Origin of the sequence: Streptomyces diastaticus subsp. diastaticus, assembly GCF_011170125.1 — a bacterium.
Lineage (GTDB): Bacteria > Actinomycetota > Actinomycetes > Streptomycetales > Streptomycetaceae > Streptomyces > Streptomyces diastaticus.
Genome location: NZ_BLLN01000003.1, coordinates 1,805,843 through 1,826,866 on the forward strand (window position 1 = coordinate 1,805,843; position 21,024 = coordinate 1,826,866).

Consider the following 21,024-nt stretch of genomic DNA (forward strand, 5'->3'; position numbering starts at 1 on the left):
CCACCGAAGGGGACACCACAGTATTGCCCGGTCAGCCCCGGTGCGCGTTGACCCGTCGACAGCGGTGTTCATAGGATCCAAAACATCTTCTTTCTCGCCGCTTTCCCTTTCTCAAGGGTCCTCTGGCGCGGTCCCCTCTTCTTGTGTGCGGCTCGCGTCACCCCTCCCCCCGTAATTGCGCAACGAAGAAGGGTCACGAGTTCCTTGATGCCCGCCACCCCCCACAGCACGCTCATGGAGCCCGCGCGGACGGCCGATCCGGCCGGTTCCCCGGAGCAGGCCGCCGTCCTCACGGACGGGTTCGACCAGGCCGGCGCCTACGTCGCCTGCCTCGACCCGTCCCTCACCATCCAGCAGGTCAACCAGGAGTTCGACCGCCGCTTCGGCGGACCGTCCGCCGAACTCTGCGGCAGTCGTTTCTGCGACCTCGTCCACCCGAGCGTCCAGCAGCCCCTCAAGCATCAGTTCGCGCGGATGCTGGAGGGCAAGCGGCACCGCTTCACCACCGAGGTCATCGCGGTCGGCCAGGAACGCGCCGCGTCCACCCTGCCGCTGAACGCCCTGGCGGTCCGCGGTGGACGCACGCCCGAGGTGGCCGCGATCCTCGTGGTGATGAACGCCGCGGACGAGCGGACCGGGGAGGCGGACGTCATGGCGCCGCGCAAGAAGCTCCTCAGCGAGATCGACGCGCGCATCCTGGAGGGCATAGCCGCCGGGGTCTCCACCATTCCGCTCGCCTCACGCCTCTACCTCAGTCGCCAGGGAGTGGAGTACCACGTCACCGGGCTGCTCCGTAAGCTCAAGGTGCCCAACCGGGCGGCCCTCGTCTCCCGCGCCTACTCCATGGGTGTCCTCAAGGTCGGTACCTGGCCGCCCAAGGTCGTCGAGGACTTCATCAAGTGACGCGTACGCTGTGTGCTCGCGCCTGCGGCGTCCCCGCCGCCGGCCGGCACCCCGCTCAGGCCCGTGGGGCGGTCCTCCCACGGTGCGGCGGTCTCAGGGACGGGATGAGGTCATGATCGAACTGGACGGGGAACCCGCCGGGTCCGAGGCGCTGGCCGCCCTGGCCCTCACCAACTACGGCCACTTCACCACGCTGCTCGTCGAAGACGGCCGGGTGCGCGGGCTCGACCTCCACCTGGAGCGCCTGATCCGCGACTGCCGGACCCTCTTCGACGCGGCACTCGACCCCGGCCGGGTACGGGCGCTCGCCCGTCGGGCGGCGCCGGAGCGCGGCCGCCGGACGGTCCGGATCACCGTGTTCGACCCGGCCCTGAACCTCGGGAGCATCGGCGCACAGGCCCGGCCGCGCGTCCTGGTGACCGCCCGGCCCGCCCCCGGGACGGAACCCGGCCCCCTGCGGGTACGCTCCGTGGTCCACCGCCGGGACCTCCCCGAGGTCAAGTCGGTCGGCCTGTGCCCCACGCTCCGGCTGCGCCGCCGGGCGCAGCGCGAGGGCTACGACGACGTGCTGTTCACCGGCTCGGACGGGCAGATCCTGGAGGGCGGCACCTGGAACATCGGCCTGGTGCGGGACGGGCAGGTGGTCTGGCCCGGCGGCGATGTCCTGGCCGGCACGACCCGGACGCTGCTGCGGCGCGCCGCCGGCGACCCCACCGCCCTGGTCGACCTCTCCGAACTCGACTCGTACGAGGCGGTGTTCGCGACCAACGCCGCCACCGGGGTCCGCCCCGTCACCGGCATCGACGACCGGGAGTTCCCCGCCGCACACCCCGCGGTGACCCGGCTCGCCGAGATCCACCGGGCGCTCCCGTCCACCCCGCTCTGACGGGACGGGGGCGAGCTGTTCCGTCACTGTCGCACCTGCGTGCGCGCCCCGCCGAACGGCCGGGACAGGTGCCGCCGTCCCGCCCGGGACGCGGCGCTGTTCGCCCGTCCGCCCCTGTTCCCGGTCGCCCTCGGACGATCCCTTGGCGAGCTTCCGGGTGAAGGGGCCGGCGCGGTACGGCATGCAAAGGAAAGGGAAGCGCGGTGGAATGATTTCGTGCGCGTCCGGGCGCGCGGGTGATGCGCGGGCCCCCGGAGAAGGTCCCGCCTCTCCCGCCGCACTCGGAAGGGCGCGGAGTTCGTGGTATTCGCCCGCATCCGGGGCGACTTGACGGCCCGATGGATCTCTGACGTGCCGGGCGCCCGCCTCGATAAGGTTTCGCGGGTGCCCGTGCCGCGAACGTAGGCGCAGATGTCCGGGGCGGCGAACGGCCGGCTTGTTCGCCCGTGCGGAAAAGACCGAAACGGGCACCGGAAACCGAAGAAATGGGGAGCCAGTCATGCGTGGAGGCAGCGTAGCCGTGGTCGGCGGCAGTATCGCGGGGTGTGCCGCGGCCCTGGCGGCGTCGCGCGGCGGAGCGGAGAGGATCACCGTCTTCGAACGTGCCGACGCGCGACTCCGCGACAGGGGAGTGGGGATCGGTGTCCACGACGCCCGGTACGCCGAGCTGCGCGACGCCGGGTACATGGCCGACGAGATGCCGTGGGCGCCGCTGAACCGCCGGGTGTGGAGCGTTCGCGACGGTGACGCCGAGCACGGCAGAGCCATCGGCACCCAGCCGTTTCCGTTCCGGGCCTACAACTGGGGATCGCTCTGGAGCGAGCTGCGCCGGCGCGTGCCCGACACGGTCAGCTACCGGGCGGGCGCCAAGGTGGCCGCGGTGGAGCCTGACGGCGACGGGGTGACGGTACGCCTCGCCGACGGACAGCAGGACCACTACGACCTGGTCATCGGCGCCGACGGTTACCGTTCCGTGGTCCGCGAGGCCATGTACCCGGACACCGGCGCCGCGTACGCCGGGTACATAGGCTGGCGGGGCACGTCCCCGGACGTCTCGGGCCTGCCCTCCGACGGTCTGGACGCCCACAACATCACCTTCCCCGGCGGCCACTGCATGGCCTACCGCATCCCGGACGGCGCCGGCGGCCACCGCCTCAACTGGGTGCTCTACACGGCGCCCCCGCGGATCGACGGCCTCCACCCCGACCTGCGGACCCCCACCTCGCTGCCGCCCGGCCGGCTCAACGCGGAACTGACGGAGCACCTGCGTGCGCTGGTGGCCGAGCACTTCCCGCCCTTCTGGGCCGCCAAGCTCCTCTCCACCCCGGCCGAGACCACCTTCATCCAGCCCATCTACGACCTGGACGTGCCGCACTACGCCACCGACCGGATGGTGCTCATCGGCGACGCCGCCAGCGTGGCCCGGCCCCACCTCGGCGCCGGCAGCGTCAAAGCGCTCCAGGACGCCACCGCGCTGGAGGCCGCCTGGGTGGCGGGGGACAACTGGAAGGAGATCCTGGAGGGGTACCACGCGGTCCGCGGCCCGGTCGGCACCGCCATGGTGGGGCTCGCCCGCAGGATGGGCAGCGCCCAGGTCGAGAACACGCCCGACTGGTCCGCGATGGGCCAGCCGGAGTTCGACGCCTGGTGGCAGGAGCAGAACGACGGCTCCGACCGGCGCAGCGGCTTCGGCGGACACAGTTTGAAGTCCTGACGGACGTGAGAGGGCCGGCACGGGAGGGCGCGGCCGGAATGAGGCCGCCCCCTCCCGTGCCGGCCCTCTCAGGGGTGGCCGTCCCCCGCCGCTGCCGCCCGCGCGTCAGGCCGCCGTCGGGGCCAGTTCGAGCGCGGCGTTCAGCGCGGTGGCGTCGGCGCGGGCCTCGTCGCCGTCCAGGCGCAGGACAGCGCGGCCCGAGGTGAGCACCGTGAGGCGGTCGGCGCACCGGACCGCCTGGGCGGGGCTCGGGGAGACCAGCAGCACCGCGATTCCCTCCCCGGCCAGCGTCCCCACCAGTTCGTACACCTGCTGGACCAGGGTCGGGGCCAGCCCCTCGGTCGGCTCGTCGAGGAGCAGCACGCTCGGCGAGGCCAGCAGCGCGCGGGCCAGCGCCAGCATCTGCTGCTCGCCGCCCGACAGGTGCGTGCCCCGGTGGCCGCGGCGCTCGCCCAGTCTGGGCAGCAGGTCCAGGACGCGCGCGGGCGTCCACACACTGGGGCGCGTCCGGTCGCCGGAGCGCGGCGGGCGGTGGGAGAGCCGCAGGTGTTCGGCGACGGTGAGCCCCGCGAACACCCGGCGGCCCTGCGGCACCAGCCCGATCCCCGCGCGGGCGATCCGGTGTGCGGGGAGCCCCGTCACGTCCCGGCCGCCCAGCCGCACGGTCCCGGAGGCCGGCCGCATCAGCCCCGCCACGGTGTGCACGAGGGTGGTCTTGCCCGCGCCGTTGTGCCCCACCACGGCGTGCACCGCCCCCGCGGACACCGCCAGGTCGAGCCCGTGCAGGACGGTGCCGCCGTGGTAGCCCGCGGTCAGGCCGGTCAGTTCGAGCATCGCGTCGGTCACCTTCTCGTGTCGGGAGCGGACGGAGCGGCGGCGCGGGAGCCGTCGTCGGCCGGGGGCGGAGGCGCACCCTTACCAGGGGCGGACTCCAGGACGGCGCCGGTGCCGCGGTAGGCGTCGCGGACCGACGGGTGGGCGAGCGCCTCCCCGGTCGGGCCGGTGACCAGGACGCGTCCGGCCGTCAGCACGGTCACCGTGTCCGCGAAGTGGGCGACCACTTCGACGTGGTGCTCGACCAGGATCACCGCGACCTGCTCCGGGAGCCCGTCGAGGATGCCGAGCAGCCGCCCGATGTCACCGTCGGTGAGCCCGGCCGCCGGCTCGTCCAGGAGCAGTAGCCGGGGCTCGCCCGCCAGGGCGGCGGCGAGGTCGAGCATGCGCCGCTGCCCGTGGGAGAGCCGTGAGGCGGGCCAGTGGGCGGCCTCGGCGAGGCCGACCGCCTCCAGATGGCGCCCGGCCGCCTCGGCCCGCGCGCGCAGCCGGCCGGGCCGGCGCCAGGCGGCGTGACCGCCCCGGCCGTGCGGCCAGCCCGCCAGGACGACGTTGTCCAGCACCGTCAACTCGCCGATCACCACGGGCTGCTGGAAGCTGCGGGCAATGCCGGCGCGGCTGCGGCGGGCGGTACTCGTCCGGGTGACGTCCGCCCCGCCCAGCACGATGGAGCCCTGGTCCGGCCGGTCGGTGCCCGCGATCAGGTTGAGCAGGGTGGTCTTGCCCGCGCCGTTCGGTCCGATGACCGCGTGCCGGGCCCCCGGAGCCAGCCGCAGACTCACGTCGTCGACCGCGGTGAGACTGCCGAACGTGCGGGTGACACCGGTCAGTTCCAGTGCCGCGCCCGGGCGGGCCAGGGTCGGTGTGGGCGTCATGGGGCAGCCTTCCCAACGGGGCTCGGAGCCGGGGACGACGAGGGTGCGGACACGGCGGTCGGCGGGTCCGGGGGCCCGGCGGTCCCGGACGCCGCCTGCTCGCCGCCGGGGGTGCCGCGCAGCCCCGCCAGCCCCCGGGGCAGCAGGTAGACGGCCGCGACGAAGAGCACACCGAGCAGCAGCGGACCGTGACCGGGCCACGCTCCGGCCACCCAGTCCCGGGTGGCGACGATGAGCCCGGCGCCGAAGAGCGCGCCGACGACCGAGGTCGTACCGCCGATGACCGCCGCCAGCAGAGCGAACGCCGCGATCTCGAACCCCACGTCGGCCGGGGAGAGGTACTGCTGGACGGTCACCATCAGGGATCCGCCGACGCCGGCCAGCGCCCCGGCGCCGATGTAGGCCACCAGCAGGTAGCGCCCGACCGGGTGCCCGGAGGCACGCATCCGCGCCTCCGCCCCGCGCGCTCCGGTCAGCAGCTTCCCCGCCGGGGACCGGAGCACCAGCAGGGTGACGGCGAGCGCGACGGCCGCCACGACGAGGGCGTACGTGTACAGCTCGCCCTCCTCGAACATGCCCTCCGCGCCCCACAACGCCTGCGCCGACGGGAAGCCGACGAGGCCGTCGGCGCCCCCCGTGACGGACTTGAACTGGTTGACGGCGGCACTCGTCAGCTCACCGACGGCCAGCGTGATCATGAGTACGGTCGTGCCACGGGCCCGGATCACCGCGGGACCGGTGACCGCGGAGAACACCGCGGCGGCGAGGGCCGAGAGCAGGACCTGGACGGGGCCCACGGTCCAGCCGGCCTCCGCCAGGTTCACCGTCGCGTAGGCCCCGACGGCGAAGGGCGCGGTCTGCCCCAGCGTCGGAAGCCCCGCGTAGCCGGTGAGGACGGTGACGCTGACGGCGAGCAGCCCCAGCGCCAGCGCCGAACCGGCCAGCGAGACGGCGTACGCGTCGAGCAGCCACGGCAGGGCCACGAGCACCGCCGCCAGGACGAGCAGGGGGGTCGCCCGCCGCCACGCGGGCCCGGACGGAAGCAGGGTGCGTCCCGGCGGCGCCTCGGCCGAGGCCCTGGCCGGGCGGGACGCCCGGCGCAGGCGGGTGCCGAGCCGGCCGACGAGCCGGCCCAGCGGGTCCGGGGCCGGCCCGTCCGTGCCGTGACCGGTGGCGGGCTCCGCCAGCCGCGAACGCAGCACCAGCACCGCCGCCATCGCGGCGAACAACAGGTACGGGGCGAGGCTCGGCGCCACCGAGACACCGAGCGTCTGGACCTCGCCGACGCCGATCGCCGCGAAGAACGTCGCCCACAGCGAGCGCAGCCCGCCGAGCACGACCACCACCAGGGAGAGCATCAGCACGGTCTCGGCGGTACCGGGGCCGGGGCCGATGATCGGCGCGCCCAGGACCCCGGCGGCACCGGCCAGCGCGCCGGCGGCGGCGAGCACGCCGAGGTGTACCGTCCGCGGGCTGTACCCGGTGGCCGCGAGCATCTGCGGGTCGTCCGCGGCGGCCCGCACCGCCGCGCCCACCCGGGTGCGGACCAGCACCCAGGTGCCGGCGGCGGCCAGCAGCACCGCCATGACGATGAAGCAGAGCCGGTAGGCGGGGTAGCGGTGGCCCAGCAGCGACACCGAGGAGTCCAGGGCCGCGGGGACACGCACCGGCAGTTCGTCCGCCCCGAAGAACTGGATGAGCAGGTCTCCGCCGATCAGGGCGAGTCCGAAGGTCAGCAGTGCCTGGGCGAGGTGCCCGCGCCGCGCGAGCGGGAACGAGGCGGCGGACAGCCCCGCCCCCACCAGGCAGGCGGCCGCGGTGCCGGCGAGCAGCCCGAGGACGAGGCCGCCCCAGGTGCCGTCGCTCAACTCGGCCCCTGTGTAGGCGCCGACCGCGTACAGCATGCCGTGGGAGAGGTTGAGCACGCCGGCGGTGCCGAAGGCGAGGCTGAGCCCCGAGGCGACCACGAACAGCAGCAGGCCGTAGGCCACCCCGTCCACCATCGGCACGAGGTGGGCGTCGAGGAGTCCCATCTCAGCCGCCGAGCGTGGCCAGGTCCTCGACCATGACGTTGGCCAACTGGTCACCGTCCGGGCGCACCTGACGCAGGTACCAGGTCTGCACCGGGGAGTGCGCCTTCTCGCCGAACTCCCAGGCGCCGCGCGGACTGTCGATCTGGCCCAGGCCCGCGATCGCCTTGTTGACGGTCTGCGGCGTCACCTCACCCTTCTTCGCCGCGTCCGCGACCGCCTTGTCCAGCACGGCCGCAGCGTCGTAGGAGGACATGGCGTAGGTGGTGGGCTGCGTGTCGTGCTTGGCCGTCCAGTCGGCGACGAACGTGCGGTTGGCCTCGTTGTCCAGGTCTGCCGCGTAGTTGAGGACCGAGTAGATGCCCTTCGCCGCGTCGCCCTGGGCCTGGAGCACGCTGCCCTCGGTGACGAACGCCGTGTAGAGCGGCAGGTGGGCGATGTCCGACTGCGCGTACTGCTTGGCGAAGTCGATCGCGGCCTTGCCGGCGTAGAAGCAGTACACCGCCTTGGCGTCCGTCTTGGCGATCTCCGCGAAGTACGGCATGAAGTTGGTGGTCTTCGGGAACGGCGTCCACGTGGTCTTGCCGCCGGGGTTGGCGAGCTTCCCCTCGACCCGCTCGAACTCCTCCGTGAAGCCCCGCAGTTCGTCGTGGCCGCCCTGGTAGTCGGGTCCGATCGCGTAGACCGGGCCGTCCACCTTCTCCTTGACGTACGGAGCGATGGCCCTGCCCGGCTCGTCGGACATGAAGCTCGTCGTCCAGACGTACTCGGGGTCCTTGACGTCCGGCCGCGCGTTGGACCCCAGGAACGGGATCTTCGCCTGGTCGACCAGGGGCAGCACGGCGTTGACCGAGCCACCGCTGACGAAACCGGTCAGCACGTCGACCTTGTCCTTCTTGACCAGCTTCGTCGTCGCGGGGACGGCGGTGGGCGGACCGTCGCCCTCGTCCGCGACGATCAGCTCGACCTCGCGGCCGCCCAGCTTGTTGTCGTGGGTCTCCAGGTACAGCTCGAAGCCGGCCCGCAGCTCGGTCCCGACCGGCTTGTAGGTACCGGAGAGCGAGGCGACCAGGCCGACCTTCAGCTTGTCGTCGTCCGCCCCGGCGCCGCCGGAGCATCCGGTGACCGCGGCCAGGCCCAGGGCGATGACACCGGCGCCGAGGGCGCGCATTCTGTGCCGGGAGGCGAGGGACGTGTGGAAGAGCATGGGGGTCTCCATCAGGGCGGGGCGGAAAGGGGCGGAGCGAGGAGGGCGGTACGGGTCGACCTGCCGCCGCGCGCGGTCGGGAGCGGGTCCGGGCAGCCGGCGGGTCGGGTGCGTGCTACGCGCGGATCTGCGGGGACAGCGCGTCGCCGACCTGGTTGATCAACTCGGCCATCATGTAGCTGACCTCACCGATGTCGGCGTCCCGGGTGGTCGTCACCAGGAGCGAGGCCCCGGTGGAGACGGCCATGGAGAACAGGTAGCCGCCCTCCATCGCGGTCAGACTGTGCTCCACCGGATCGGTCTCCGTGGCCTGCGCCGCCGCGGACAGCAGGTTCACGATGCCGGAGGCGATGGCGGCGAGCCGGTCGGCCTCGTCGCGGTCCAGACCCGCGTATGCCAGCGCGAGCCCGTCCACGGAGACCGCGATCGCCCGGGTGACCTCCGGGATACGACTGGTGAAGTCGTTGAGTATCCAGCTCAGTTCGGTGGGTTGGTTCATCACTTGCTCCGTTCGGTGTTGCCTTCGTCGGTGGGGCGACCGCGATGGGTCGTGCTCCTGTTGACCCCCTGGGCGTAGGCCGCCAGAACGTCGGAGACCTGCCGGGAGTCCCGTCGGCGGGGCGGCTTGCGGGGACCGCTCGCCCCGGGGCGCCGCTCGGCGTTCTCGCGCTTGGCGGTCGTGGGCCACTGCTGCGGTGCGCTGCGCTTACGGACGGGCAGACCCGAGGCGCTGACCCCCGCGATCCGGTCGGCCGGCTCGCCGGCCGGGGGCAGCGGGGGCGCCGAACCCGGCTCCCGCTCAGGCGGCGTGGCCGGCCCGGGCCGGTGCGGTGCCTCCTTGCGGGGGGCACGGGAGCGGCCGGCGGCGAGCTCCGCGCCGGCCCTGCCGGGCGCGGCGCCCGTCTCCCAGGACGGCGCGGCGGAGTCCCGCTCGATCCTCACCAGCACGCCCGCCGGCAGGGTGATCTCGGCGATGGTGCCGGGCCCGGAGGAGTCGCGCAGCTCCACGACGATGCCGTGCCGCGCGGCGAGCCGCGCCACGACGTGCAGACCCATGAAGCGGACGTCGCCGACGCCGGCCCGCGGTTCGCGCAACGCGGCGTTGTGGACGGCACGGCGGTCGGCCGGGATGCCCACGCCTTCGTCGACGATCTGCACGACCGCCTGCTCGCCCAGCCGCCAGACGGTGACACCGACCGGAGACTCGGGGGACGAGAAGCGGGTCGCGTTGTCGAGGATCTCGGCGAGGATGTGTGCCACGTCGTGCACGGCACGGGCGGCGATGCCGACATCCGCCTCGACGACGCCGAGCGAGACCCGGTCGAAGCGCTCGATCTGCTGGGCCGCCGCCACGATGACCGTCGAGCAGTCGACGTCGTCGGTCCGCACCCGGCCGTGCCCGTAACCGCCCAGCACCAGGATGTTGTTGGTGTTGCGCTCCATGCGGACGGCGAGGTGGTCGAGGGCGAAGAGGGTCTTCATCCGCTCGGGATCGGCCTCGTCGCGCTGCACGGTGTCCAGCTCGGACACCATGATGCTGGTGAGCTGCGCGCCGCGACGGGCGACCCCGACCAGGGTTTCCGCGAACTGCGCGTGGATGTGCGCCTGTTGGGCGGCGAGTCGGACGGCCTCGTGGTGCACGGCGTTGAACGCCTCACCGACCTCGCCGATCTCGTCGTCACCCGTCGTCTCGACCGGGTCGCTGGTCCGCTTCGCGACCTCCTCCGGAGTCGCGCCGCGCAGGGCGCCGGGCTGGGACAGTTCGTTCATCACGGCGGGCAGACCGGTCTGGGCGACACCGCGTGCGGCGTTGCGCAGACCGTGCAGGCGGTGGATCATGACGCGGCCGAGGCGGAAGGCCACCACGACGGCGCCGACCAGCGTCAGCACCACCAGGACGAGTTCGCCGCCGGCCGTCCAGAACAGCAGGGTGCGTTCCGCGGAGACACTCTCGTGGACGGAGGCGTCGATCTGCTTCTCCACCGACCGCAGCAGCTCCTGACGGTCCGTGGACGCCTTGAGCCACTCCTTCGCGGTGACGTCGATGTCCGTGTTGTTGCCGGTACGGCTGATGCGGTCCTCGAGCCTGCGTGCCTGTAGCGCCTTCTCACCCGAGAGGGTGCGTTCCAGCCAGGTCCGCCACTCGCCGGGCCCGAGGTCGTACAGGACCCCGACGGACTCGGTGTAGCCGAGGCGGCTGGCGTCGAACGTCCGACGCGAGGAGGTCGTGAAGCCCCCCGCGGCCTGCGCGCGCATGACCGTGACCTGCTCCTGCGCCGTGTACTCGGCGGCTTCGGAGAGGGCCGCGGCGGCACGGATCCGGTCGGCGATGTGGGCGTCGACCCCCTCGGCCTGGGCGATACCGTCCCGGTAGCCGATCAGGTCGGCGATCACGATGCGGTAGCCGAAGGCGAGCGCGGAGATGGTGCTGCTGCCGGAACGCGCCTGGGCGCGCAGGGACACCAGCTTCTCGACCGAGCGCTCGATGCGGTCCAGCATGACCTGGGCGTTGTCGGGCACCTCGGACAGGTCCGTGACCTCTTGACGGAACCTGTCGACGCTCTCGTCGGTCGCCTCGGCACTCTCGCGCAGCCGGTCCGGGTCTCCCTGACCCGAGACGAGCGCGGTCGCCGCGACCCGTTCATGCTGCAACTTCTCGGCCAACTCCGCTGCTCCGGCCGCGGCTTTCACCATGGCGGTCAGCCGGTCGGCCTGGAGCGCGTCGCTGGCGGCCGGAGCGAGAGCCAGGCCGGAGAAGGTGACGGCCACCGCCAGGGGAGCGGTCACGAGCAGGGCGAGGCGGCGATTGATTTTCACTGCACGGCTCCATCGCAGGAACCGGTGTGGAGTATCGGTGACACGCAGATACCTAGGTGATGGGGAATGAGTGGGGGGTGGAGCTGGCGCACCGCGCGCGTCGCCACGGAGAGGGCGACGGGGCACCGATGGCGCGGCCTGATCCTACGTGGTAGCTCGTGACCACGGATGTACGCATCGTTGAGGATTGCGAGCGCTGAAGTGCACACAATCACCTTGGTTTGATCACATGGAGTGCGGGTCGCGACGCCTCGCGGCGGGTCGGCCGGGCGTTCCGAACGCGCCGGAATGTGCGCCTTCGTGGTCGTCTGGCGCTGCTCCGGTCCTGCCCCGTCACACGCGGCCGAGGCATGGCCCACGGACGTCAAGTGCACGTATGTGCAGGACGTGTGACGGTCTGTCGAGTGCCTTCACAAGCGGGGCACTTGAGCCCTGTTTCCGCCGGACGAGAGGTACGGGGAGCGCTCTGGGACGTGCTCCGGCCACGCGTGCGGGCGGGGGCCGGCACGAAAGCGCACGTGAGAGGGGGCTTCGCTCCGTCGGGACGCGGCAGGGGCGGCCGCCGCGCCTGCTGCGCCCGCGCCCCCGGACCGCGCGCACCACTAGGTAATCACTTGAAAGATATGAGGAATACATGGTTCGGAGGGGCGTGTCCCGGCCGATTCCGGTGACCCTGCCGGGCTTCCGCGGGTCGCCGGGCCCGTCGGCGCGGCGTCGGACACCGCCACCGTGCGCACGTACCCGAAGGAGGTGCGCGGAGCACCTCCTTCGCACCACAGCGGATGCGAGCCCGCGTGTCGGCCTCGGCACCCGTCTCGTCAGGGGCTCGGCCGGCACGTGGGCGTGGGGTGGCGCAGGGGGCCGCGACGGGCGTAGTGACACGCGGAGCAGACCGACCCTCCCTCCGGTGCCTTCCCGCAGTGGGCGCGCGACCCCGCCGCTGACGCACGACCTTGGCGGACGCACGACCTCGGCGCGGACGGGCGGCGCGCGCGCCGGCGGCGGGCCGGGGAAGCCGACGCCGGGACGAGCCCCTCCGGCAGCGGGAAGCGCGTGCCGACGCGCGCCGGTGGGTCCCGCGCGTGGAGTACCCCGGCCGGAGCGGACAACTCCGGCCGGACGGTCGTCACGGGCGGCGGATCTCCTCACCTTCGTCCGGGCGGTCCGCGGAACCGGCCGCCGGGTGGGAGCGGCCGTGCTCGCGCGCCATGCGCCACAGCGTGTCGGCGACCTCACGGGCAGCCGGCGCGCCCGGCTCGATGAGCGTGTAATGGCCGGTACCCGGCAGGACGACGGTTCGCAGGTCGCGGTGGACGGCCGCGTAGTCGGAGAACTGGCTCAGCGGCACCTCCTCATCGGCCTCCCCGTGCAGCAGCACCGTCGGCACGGTCGTCGTCCCCACCCCGCTGAGCAGGGTGAGTGGGTCCACGGACGCCATGTGTGCGTCGAACCCCGCCTCGTCGCCCATCAGTTGCAGCGCGGCGTCGTCGCTCAGCCCGTCCCGGCGGGTCGCCGCGAGGTCGGTGAGCGGCGCCAGGGCCAGCACACTGGTGGGGAGCGTCCCGGTGTGCCAAGGGGACTCCGGCGGCAGCAGGCCGCGGGCCGCGCACCACAGGGCCAGGTGCCCGCCCGAGCAGTGCCCGGCCAGGACGTACGGCCGCCCCTCGGGCAGGGTGTCGACGATGCGGGCGACGTCGTCGAAGGTCTCGGGGTACCCGCCCGCCCCGCCGGACCTGCGGAACCCCGGAAGCACCGTGGAGAGCCCCTGCCGCGCCAGGTAGGCGGCGAACGGTGTCAGGTGCATCCGGTCGTACCGCCAGTACCCGCCGTGCAGCAGGATCACCAGCGGGGCGTCCGGGTCCTCGGCCGGCCAGGCGTCGTAGACCTGGTGCGGGTGCTCGCCGTACCGGCCGTGGCGCGGTGCCAGCACCGGCTTCAGGCTCAGGACGCGCTTCTCCTCCTCCGCGGCGGACGCGGAGACGATCCTAGAGCGCACCGCGTGCCTCCCACAGTTCGGGGAAGACCACGCGCCGGGCACGCTGCTCCAGGTAGGCGAGTCCGGCGGTGCCGCCGCTGCCGGGCTTGGCGCCCATGGCCCGGCGCACCACCATCAGGTGGTCGAAGCGCCAGCGGGCGACCAGTTCGGCGATGTCCGTCAGCGCCTCCGCGAGCACCGCCGGCGGGTCGTACGGCGAGCCCGCGTAGACACCGCGCCACAGCTCCACCACGGCCGGGTCGGAGGTGTGGGGGAGGGTCACGTCCCGCTCGCGGACGTGCGCCGGCACGGGCAGGCCCTGGCGGTGCAGGAAGCACAGGACCTCGTCGTACAGGGACGGCTCGCGGTGGGCGTCGCCCAGCGCCTCGTGGACGGCCGGGTCGCCGCGGTGGGCACGGACCAGGGCCGCCGATTTCTCACCCAGCAGGAACTCGATGTGCCGGTACATCGCCGACTGGAAGCCGGAGGCGCGGCCGAACGCCGCCCTGAACCCCTCGAACTGCAGGGGGGTCAGCGCGGCGATCGGCCGCCAGGAGTCGTTCAGCGCCGACAAGGCGCGCCGGCTGCGCGTCAGCGCGTCGAGCGCCGCGGGCAGGTCGTCCTTGACGAGGGCCTCGCGTGCCGCCCGCCACTCGTGGACGATCAGCGTGAACCACAACTCCATCACCTGTGTGGTGACGAGGAACCCCATCTCGTCGGCCGCCTCGGTGAGCGGTTGTTGCAGTGAGCTGAGGACGGAGGCACGGACGTACTCCTCGTAGGGACTGGCACCGGCGAAGGGGCGGGTCAGCGCGGTGTCCTCGGCGAGGTCCGCGGGGGCGGACGGGCCGTCGTTCATCAGGGCTCCTAGGGACGGGCCGGGGTGGGGGTGCGGGGACGGCCGGGCGGCCGCCCCCGCCGGTCGCGCGGCGGTCGCCGCCCGGGGCCTCAGGGGTCACAGACCGAGACCGACACCACCGGTGGCGTCGATCCACTGCCCGGTGACCCAGCGGGCCTCCTCGCTCGCGACGAAGGAGACGACGTCGGCGATGTCGGCCGGGGCGCCGAGCCGGTCGAAGACGGATGCCGAGGAGAGGGCCTTGCGGATCTCCGGGTTGCTCAGCGTCGGGTTGATCTCGGTCTCGGTGAATCCGGGCGCGACCGTGTTCACCGTGATGCCTCGGGGACCGAGCTGCTTGGCGAGCGCCGGCGTGAGCGTGTCCAGGGCACCCTTGCTCATCGAGTAGGCGACGATCGCCGGGTAGGCGGTGCGGGTCGCGGCCGAGGAGATGCTGATGATCCGGCCGCCGTCGCGCAGCCGCTCCAGCGCCCGCTGGACGATGAAGAACGGCGCCCGGGTGTTGACGGCGAAGACCCGGTCGTACTCCTCCTCGGTGACGGCGGCGACCGGACGGGGCAGGGTGATGCCGGCGTTGTTGACCAGGATGTCCAGCCCCGGCTCGGACCCCGTCCCCGCCAGCGCCTGGTCGAAGGCCGCCCAGAGCGTGGCGGCGTCCTGCGGCACGCCCAGTTCGGCGTGGACGGCGAACGCGCGTCCGCCGTCCGCCTCGATCTCCTCGACCGTCCGCCCGGCCGCCTCGTGGTCGTGGCCGTAGTGGACGGCCACCAGCGCGCCCTCCGCGGCCAGCCGCCTGCTGATGGCGCGGCCGATGCCCCGGCTGCCGCCGGTGACGAGCGCGATTCTTCCCTGGTGCCGCCGGCTCGTGGTCACGGGTCTCTCCTCGTGGAAGTGGTGCTGATGAAAGGAAGGGGTCTCAGGCGTCGAAGTCGAGGGTCACGTCGTCGGTGCGTGGCCGGGCCCGGCACGCGAGGGTGTAGCCCGCCGCCAGGTCCACCGCGTCCAGCGCGTGCTGGCGGCCGAGGGCCACGGCCCCTCGCACGACCTTGGCGCGGCAGTTCCCGCACACCCCGTCGCGGCAGGCGTACGGCACGTCGGGGCGGGCCCGCAGCACCGCGTCCAGGAGGGTGGTGTCCTGCGGCGCCATCGTCACCGTGCCGGTACGCCCGGCGAGCACGGTGGTGACGCGGCCCCGTCGCACGGCGGGCGCCTCGGGACCGGGCTCCGGCGGAGCCCCGTCGGTGGAGAACAGCTCGAAGCGGACGGTGTCCGGCTCGGCCCCCCACCGGGCGAGCGCTGTGCGGACCGTCTCCACCAGGCCGTACGGTCCGCACAGCGCGAACCGTGTGCCGGGGCCGGGCCGGGCGCCCAGCACGGCCAGCAGCCGAGCCAGCCGGTCCGCGTCGATCCGGCCACTGGACAACTCGCTCTCGCGCCGCTCGCGGGAGAGCACGTACAGCGCGGTGAAGCGGTCGACGTAGGTGTCCTTCAGCACGGCCAGCTCGTCGGCCAGCAGGGCGTCGCGGGCGGTGCGCGCCGCGTGGACGAGGGAGACCCGGCACTCCGGGTCCTCGCGCAGCGCGGCCGCCGCCATGGGGGCCAGCGGCGTGATTCCGCAGCCACCCGCGATCAGTACGTGGTGCGCGCCCCGTACCGGCGGCAGCCCGAAGTGGCCCGCGGGCGGGCCGACCTCCAGGATGTCGCCGACCGCGAGCCGTCGCAGGGCGTGTGCGCCGAATCCGTCGGGGGTGTTGCGCTTCACCACCAGCCGCAGCGCCGCCGGGTCCTCGGGGGGCGGGCACACCGAGTAGCTGCGGCGCAGTTCCCGGCCGCCGGCCCGGTGCCGGACGACGACATGGGCGCCCGGCCGGTGGGCGAAGCGCTCGCGCGCGCCGTCCGGCACCTCCAGGGTGATCGCCGTGGTGTCCTCGGTGAGACGGTGGAGGAAGGTGACCGGCAGCGGGTACCAGCCGGTGCGCGGCGCCGCCGCGTCCGCCGTCTTCGTCGTGACCGCAGTGTCCATGGGGTGTCGCCTCACATCGCCGTCATGAGGGGGAACGTCTCCTGACAGCCGGCACAGTGGAGCATCGACTGGCAGCGGGCGGGACCGAACGCGCTGTGCGGACGGGTGGCCAGGGAACCGCAGTGCGGGCAGGGTGTCCCGAGACCCAGCCGGACGGGCTCGGGAGCGTCCGGGGCGGCGGGCGGCGCGATCCCGTGCGCGGCCAGCGCGGCACGGCCCCGCTCACTGATCCGGTCCGAACTCCAGGGGGGCGCCAGTACCTGCCGGACCCGTCCCTCCGGGTGGCCGCACCGCGCCAGCACCTCCAGCACGGAGGCGGTGATCGCGGGGAGCGCCGGACAGCCCAGGAAGGTCGGCAGGATCGCCACTTCGAGGTTCCCGTCGTCGGCGACCGCCACGGACTCGACCACGCCGAGATCGCCGAGGCCGATCATCGGCAGCTCCGGGTCGGGCACCTCGCCCACCCGCCGCGCCACCTCCGCCACCGGCAGCCGGGGGCAGGAAGGCCCGACGGGGGAGTGGGCCGGGAACAGGGGGCCGCTCACCACGTGCCTCCCGGGAACTGCCGGCGCACCGACTGGAGTTCGGCGACCAGCGGGCCGAACGCCTCGGTGTGCAGGCCGTCGCGGCCCCCCGTGGCGTGCCACTTCGGCGCGGGGAGCGGCAGTCCGGCGCGGTCCAGTACGGCCGCCACCTCCTGGCGCCAGCGCTCGTGCAGCGGACCGGGCGCGGGCACGGCGCCCGACGCGACGAGCCCGCGCACCAACGGGTCCTCCTCGAACAGCTCGGCCGTGCAGGGCCACACCCGCTCCAGCCCCGCCCGCATCCGCCGCGCGCTCTCCTCAGTACCCAGGCCCAGCCGCACGACCCAGTCGTCGGCGTGCCGCCGGTGGTAGGCGACCTCCTTCGCCGCCCGCACCGCGAACGCCGCCAGCTCCTGATGGGTGCTCTCGGCCAGCGCCCCGTACAGCAGCACGGCGTGGTGGGTGTAGGCGAGCTGCCGTGCCACCGTCCGGGCGAAGTCGCCGCCCGGCAGTTCGACCAGCAGGGCGTTGGTGAACTCCCGTTCCGTGCGCAGGAACGCGAGGTCGTCCTCGGTGCGGCCGGTGCCGTCCAGGCGTCCGCCGAGGGCCAGCAGCGTCCGGGCGTGCCCGACGAGGTCCAGCGCGATGTTGGACAGCGCCAGGTCCTCCTCGATGGTGGGCGCCCTGGTGATCCACTGGCACAGCCGCTGCGCGAGCACCAGTGCGTCGTCGCCGATCCGCAGCGTGTACCGCGCCAGCGCGGCCTCAGTGACCTGCTCCGGCCGCGTGGCCGCCGTGTCAGCCATCGCCCTCGCCTCCCTCCGACAACGGGACGAACTCCTCCGGGTAGCGGTACGGCTTGTGCCGTGCGTTGCTGAAGAACGGGTCACGTTCGCCGGGCGACGCCGCGTACACCGCCTCCGAGCGCACGACCCACAGCGACAGCGGGTCACCGCGCCTGGTGTACAGGTCCCGGGCGTGCGACAGCGCCATGTCGGGGTCGCTCGCCCGGACCGACCCCACATGCTGGTGGGACAGTCCGCGGCGGGGCCGCAGGAAGACCTCCCAGGACGCCGGGGCGCCCTCCGCCGGGCTGCTCACGCGATCCCCTCCGTGCTCCTCGTGCCCGCGGCGTCCGTGCCGGACGGCCGCGCCGCGTACGCGGCGGCCGCCTCACGGACCCACGCGCCGTCCTCGTGCGCGGCGACCCGGTGGGCCAGCCGCTGCCGGGCGGTGTGGGTGTCGTCGCCCAGCGCGCCCCGGTACAGCTCCCAGTCGACGGGACCGAAGTCGTAGTGCCCGCGCTCCTCGTTCCAGCGGATGCCCGGGTCGGGCAGGGCCAGCCCGAGACGTTCGGCCTGCGGCACGCAGTGGTCGACGAACCGCTGGCGCAGCTCGTCGTTGGTGTGCCGCTTGATGCCCCAGGCGATGGCCCGCCGGGAGACCGCGGCGCCGAGCGCGGCGGTCCTGGCGTCACCGCCCGCCGCCTCCGTGTCCGGCGGCCCGAACATCAGCGCCACCGCCGGCAGCCACCAGCGGTCCACCGCGTCCTGCGCCATCGCCTTCTGCGCGGGCGTGCCTTCGCAGAGCGCCTTCATCAGGTCGTACCCCTGCCGGACGTGGAACGCCTCCTCCTGGCACACCCGGCGCATGGCCCGGGCGTAGGGCCCGTACGAGGTGTGGCACAGCGGGGCCTGGTTGATCACCGCCGCGCCGTCCGTCAGCCAGGCGATGGCCCCGGTGTCGGCCCAGGTCAGCGCCGGGTGGTTGAAGGTCGCCGCGTACCGCTGCTGGCCCCGGTGCAGGGCCGCGAGCAGCTCCGCGCGGTCCACGCCCAGCGTCTCGGCCGCCGAGTACAGGTACAGGCCGTGGCCCGCCTCGTCCTGCACCTTCGCCAGCAGGACCGACTTGCGGTGCAGCGACGGCGCGCGGGTCAGCCAGGCGCCCTCCGGCTGCATGCCGATGATCTCGGAGTGGGCGTGCTGGGCGATCTGGCGGACCAGCATGCGCCGGTAGCCGTCCGGCATCCAGTCCCGCGGCTCGACCGTCTCCCCCTCGGCGAGCAGTGCCTCGAACTCCGCGGTGAGCTGGTCCTGCGTCATCGGCTGTGCCGCCGGACCCGGCCCGGCCGCCGCCCGCGTCCGTGCGCCGGTCATCGGGGCCCGGTCCCGGGGAGGGGCCACGCCGGACCGCCGTCGCGGACCGCGACGGCGGCGTGCGCGCGCTGCCTGAGCACCTGCATCACATCCTCTGCTGCCTTTGGCGAGATCTGCCGCGCCCGCCCGGCGGAGCCGTCGCGGGACGGCCCCGTGGGCGGAACCCCCGTACCCGAGGAAGAGGCCCCTGCCCGGCCCCGCTATCCCCCGCCCTCCCGATCCGCCGCGTGACGAGCGTCACCACGGGTGGGGGGATTGCGGCCGCACCGCCCCGCCTCTTCCCCTGCGACAACACACGTGTGTGGCCGGGACCGGCGGACGGCCGCGGCTGAGCGAAGAGGAGAAGGCATGAGCACCATCAGGGAGTTGCTGGTCGAGCTCACGGGCACCACCGAGTACGCCGAGACCCTCGGTGACGACGCCGAACTGGCCGGCAGCGGCATCGACTCGGGCGACCTGGTGCGCCTGGTCCTGCTGGTCGAGCAGCGCACGGGGGTGGAGATCACCGGGGACGACATGGAGGAGCTGCGCACCATCGCCGACTACGAACGGTTCGTCGCCGAGCGCACGACGGCCGGGACGGCCGGCGGTGCCTGATGTGGCTGACCCAGTTGGCGGAGCGCAACCGCCAGTGCCACCCCGGCCGCACCGCCTTCGTCGACGAGCGGCGCAGCGTCACCTGGGCCCAGTTCCACGACCGCACGGTCGAACTGGCCCACGGTCTGGCCGCTCTCGGCATCGGACGCGGTGACCGGGTCGCCATCCTCGCCCAGGACCGGATCGAGGTGCTGGAGAGCTACTTCGCCCTCGCCCGGCTCGGCGCGCTGTTCGTGCCGCTGAACCACAGCCTGGCCGTCCCCGAGGTCGCCGGCATCATCGAGCGCGTCGGCGCCGTCGCCGTCCTCGGGGAGTCCGGCCTGCTCGACCGGCACACCACGCTCCCCGCCTCGGTGCGCGTCCGGATGGCGCTGGACGAGCCCGCCTTCGAGGCCCTCGGGACCGTGGACGAGCCCGGGGACCTGCCGGAGGTCGCCGACACCGACCCCATCGCGATCCTGCACACCTCCGCGACCACCGGGCAGGCCAAGGGCGTCACCGTCGACGGCGCCTCCTTCCGCGCCATCGCCCTCGGCTGGCTGGTCCTCGCCCGCCCCACGGACGACATCGTGATGGTCAACTGCTGCCCGCTGTACCACGGCAGCATGGTCGTCTCCCTGACCTACATGGCCGCGGGCGCCACCATCGTGCTGATGCCCGGCTTCACTCCGCAACGTGCCCTCGCGGCGGTGGAGAAGAACCGGGCCACCCACATGTGGATGGTCCCGCAGATGGTGCGGTTCATGCTCCAGGCCAAGGGCTCCCACCGCACCGACCTCGGCTGTCTGCGGGAGATCCTGTACGGCGCCGCGCCCATGCCGCTGGACGTGTACGCGGAGGCCGTCGAACGGCTCGGCTGCGGCTTCCGCCAGGTGTACGGCATGACCGAGGTCGGCGGCCCCTTCGTCACCCTCGGCCCCGACGAACACCCCGAGCCCGGTGACGTCACCGCGCGCATCCCCTGCGGCCGCGTCATCCCCGGCATGTCCGCCCGCGCCGTGGACCGGGACGGGCAGGAGGTGCCGGTCGGCGAGATCGGCCAGATCGTGGTCCGCGGCCCCGGCGTCATGCAGGGGTACTGGAACGACCCGGAGGCCACCGAGGAGGTCACGGCCGGCGGCTGGACCCTCACCGGCGACCTGGGCTTCATCGACGAGAACGGCCGCGTCCACCTCGTGGACCGCACCAAGGACGTCATCATCCGGGCCGGGCAGAACGTCTACCCCTCGGAGATCGAGCGCGCCCTGATAACCCACCCTGGCGTCCGCGACGCGGCCGTCGTCGGCGTGCCCGACGAGGACTACGGCGAGGTCCCGCTCGCCCACGTCGTCGTCGAGGAGGGAACCACCACGACCGCGCTGCTCGCCCATGTCCGCGAGAACCTGGCCCCGTACAAGCGGCCCCGGTCCTTCACGTTCATCGAGCGGGTGCCCCGCAACCCCGCCGGGAAGATCCTGAAGAAGGAGCTGCGCGTCTGACAGCCGGGCCGTCCCGGCGGCGGGGTGCCTCTCCCGAGCGCGCGCCAGGGCACCCCGCCCGGTGCGCGCTCGCGCGCGGACGGCGCACAGCTCCCCGCCACGTACCACGAGGGCCGGCGTCCCGTCCGGGAGCCGGCCCTCGTGCG

At 73.6% G+C, this 21,024-nt stretch carries 19 protein-coding genes; 5 read left to right on the forward strand and 14 right to left on the reverse strand.

Features of this window, described 5'->3' with window-relative positions; translation table 11 throughout:
• The first annotated feature begins 207 nt into the window (after positions 1-207).
• The 3 genes from Sdia_RS16050 (at position 208) to Sdia_RS16060 (ending at position 3,503) form a co-directional block, all read left to right on the forward strand.
• Positions 208-903 (forward strand): PAS and helix-turn-helix domain-containing protein, encoded by a 696-nt coding sequence (locus Sdia_RS16050; RefSeq protein WP_100457013.1) that lies wholly within the window; start codon positions 208-210, stop codon positions 901-903.
• 112 nt (positions 904-1,015) lie between these two features.
• The gene (locus Sdia_RS16055; protein ID WP_100457014.1) at positions 1,016-1,789 is read left to right on the forward strand and encodes an aminotransferase class IV; all 774 of its coding nucleotides are present in this window, start codon (positions 1,016-1,018) and stop codon (positions 1,787-1,789) included.
• A gap of 499 nt (positions 1,790-2,288) precedes the next feature.
• Positions 2,289-3,503, forward strand: a complete 1,215-nt coding sequence (locus Sdia_RS16060; RefSeq protein ID WP_100457015.1) for an FAD-dependent monooxygenase — start codon at positions 2,289-2,291, stop codon at positions 3,501-3,503.
• A 105-nt stretch (positions 3,504-3,608) separates the two neighbouring features.
• Here Sdia_RS16060 and Sdia_RS16065 read toward each other — a convergent pair whose 3' ends face one another.
• The 14 genes from Sdia_RS16065 to paaA all read right to left on the reverse strand — a co-directional run bounded on the left by Sdia_RS16065 (position 3,609) and on the right by paaA (position 18,803).
• Entirely contained in the window at positions 3,609-4,337 is a 729-nt protein-coding gene (locus tag Sdia_RS16065) for an ABC transporter ATP-binding protein (protein WP_100457178.1), read from the reverse strand.
• Positions 4,338-4,345: 8 nt separating this feature from the next.
• Positions 4,346-5,212 carry an ABC transporter ATP-binding protein gene (locus Sdia_RS16070; protein WP_189500185.1) on the reverse strand — a complete coding sequence of 289 codons (867 nt, stop codon included), beginning with the start codon at positions 5,210-5,212 and terminating at the stop codon, positions 4,346-4,348.
• Positions 5,209-7,245, reverse strand: a complete 2,037-nt coding sequence (locus Sdia_RS16075) for a branched-chain amino acid ABC transporter permease (RefSeq protein WP_189500186.1) — start codon at positions 7,243-7,245, stop codon at positions 5,209-5,211. Before Sdia_RS16075 ends, Sdia_RS16070 begins: the two co-directional genes overlap by 4 nt.
• A 1-nt stretch (position 7,246) precedes the next feature.
• Positions 7,247-8,449 carry an ABC transporter substrate-binding protein gene (locus Sdia_RS16080; RefSeq protein WP_100457018.1) on the reverse strand — a complete coding sequence of 401 codons (1,203 nt, stop codon included), beginning with the start codon at positions 8,447-8,449 and terminating at the stop codon, positions 7,247-7,249.
• Between the two features lie 115 nt (positions 8,450-8,564).
• Complete coding sequence (locus Sdia_RS16085; RefSeq protein ID WP_100457019.1) at positions 8,565-8,948, reverse strand: roadblock/LC7 domain-containing protein; 384 nt, start codon at positions 8,946-8,948, stop codon at positions 8,565-8,567.
• Positions 8,948-11,266, reverse strand: a complete 2,319-nt coding sequence (locus Sdia_RS16090; protein WP_189500187.1) for a sensor histidine kinase — start codon at positions 11,264-11,266, stop codon at positions 8,948-8,950. Before Sdia_RS16090 ends, Sdia_RS16085 begins: the two co-directional genes overlap by 1 nt.
• A 1,126-nt stretch (positions 11,267-12,392) precedes the next feature.
• Positions 12,393-13,262, reverse strand: coding sequence for an alpha/beta hydrolase family protein (locus tag Sdia_RS16095; protein ID WP_229831134.1), 870 nt, complete (start codon positions 13,260-13,262; stop codon positions 12,393-12,395).
• Complete coding sequence (locus Sdia_RS16100; RefSeq protein WP_100457021.1) at positions 13,252-14,100, reverse strand: tryptophan 2,3-dioxygenase; 849 nt, start codon at positions 14,098-14,100, stop codon at positions 13,252-13,254. The genes Sdia_RS16095 and Sdia_RS16100 overlap by 11 nt, the downstream gene beginning before the upstream one ends.
• A gap of 96 nt (positions 14,101-14,196) precedes the next feature.
• Entirely contained in the window at positions 14,197-14,973 is a 777-nt protein-coding gene (locus Sdia_RS16105; RefSeq protein WP_100457022.1) for an SDR family oxidoreductase, read from the reverse strand.
• 43 nt (positions 14,974-15,016) lie between these two features.
• A complete protein-coding gene (locus Sdia_RS16110; protein WP_185392704.1) occupies positions 15,017-16,123 on the reverse strand; it encodes a 2Fe-2S iron-sulfur cluster-binding protein in 1,107 nt (368 codons plus the stop codon).
• Positions 16,124-16,134: 11 nt separating this feature from the next.
• Positions 16,135-16,668 (reverse strand): 1,2-phenylacetyl-CoA epoxidase subunit PaaD, encoded by a 534-nt coding sequence (paaD, locus tag Sdia_RS16115; RefSeq protein ID WP_370464568.1) that lies wholly within the window; start codon positions 16,666-16,668, stop codon positions 16,135-16,137.
• Positions 16,665-17,453 (reverse strand): 1,2-phenylacetyl-CoA epoxidase subunit PaaC, encoded by a 789-nt coding sequence (gene paaC / locus Sdia_RS16120; RefSeq protein WP_100457024.1) that lies wholly within the window; start codon positions 17,451-17,453, stop codon positions 16,665-16,667. The genes paaD and paaC overlap by 4 nt, the downstream gene beginning before the upstream one ends.
• Entirely contained in the window at positions 17,446-17,748 is a 303-nt protein-coding gene (gene paaB / locus Sdia_RS16125) for a 1,2-phenylacetyl-CoA epoxidase subunit PaaB (protein ID WP_100457025.1), read from the reverse strand. Before paaB ends, paaC begins: the two co-directional genes overlap by 8 nt.
• A complete protein-coding gene (gene paaA / locus Sdia_RS16130; RefSeq protein ID WP_181843997.1) occupies positions 17,745-18,803 on the reverse strand; it encodes a 1,2-phenylacetyl-CoA epoxidase subunit PaaA in 1,059 nt (352 codons plus the stop codon). The genes paaB and paaA overlap by 4 nt, the downstream gene beginning before the upstream one ends.
• A 348-nt stretch (positions 18,804-19,151) precedes the next feature.
• Here paaA and Sdia_RS16135 point away from each other — a divergent pair, with 348 nt between their 5' ends.
• Together Sdia_RS16135 and Sdia_RS16140 are read left to right on the forward strand one after the other, a co-directional pair.
• Complete coding sequence (locus Sdia_RS16135) at positions 19,152-19,400, forward strand: acyl carrier protein (RefSeq protein WP_100457026.1); 249 nt, start codon at positions 19,152-19,154, stop codon at positions 19,398-19,400.
• Positions 19,400-20,878: a class I adenylate-forming enzyme family protein gene (locus Sdia_RS16140; RefSeq protein WP_189500188.1), complete on the forward strand. Its 1,479-nt coding sequence runs from the start codon at positions 19,400-19,402 to the stop codon at positions 20,876-20,878. Before Sdia_RS16135 ends, Sdia_RS16140 begins: the two co-directional genes overlap by 1 nt.
• Positions 20,879-21,024: the final 146 nt, after the last annotated feature.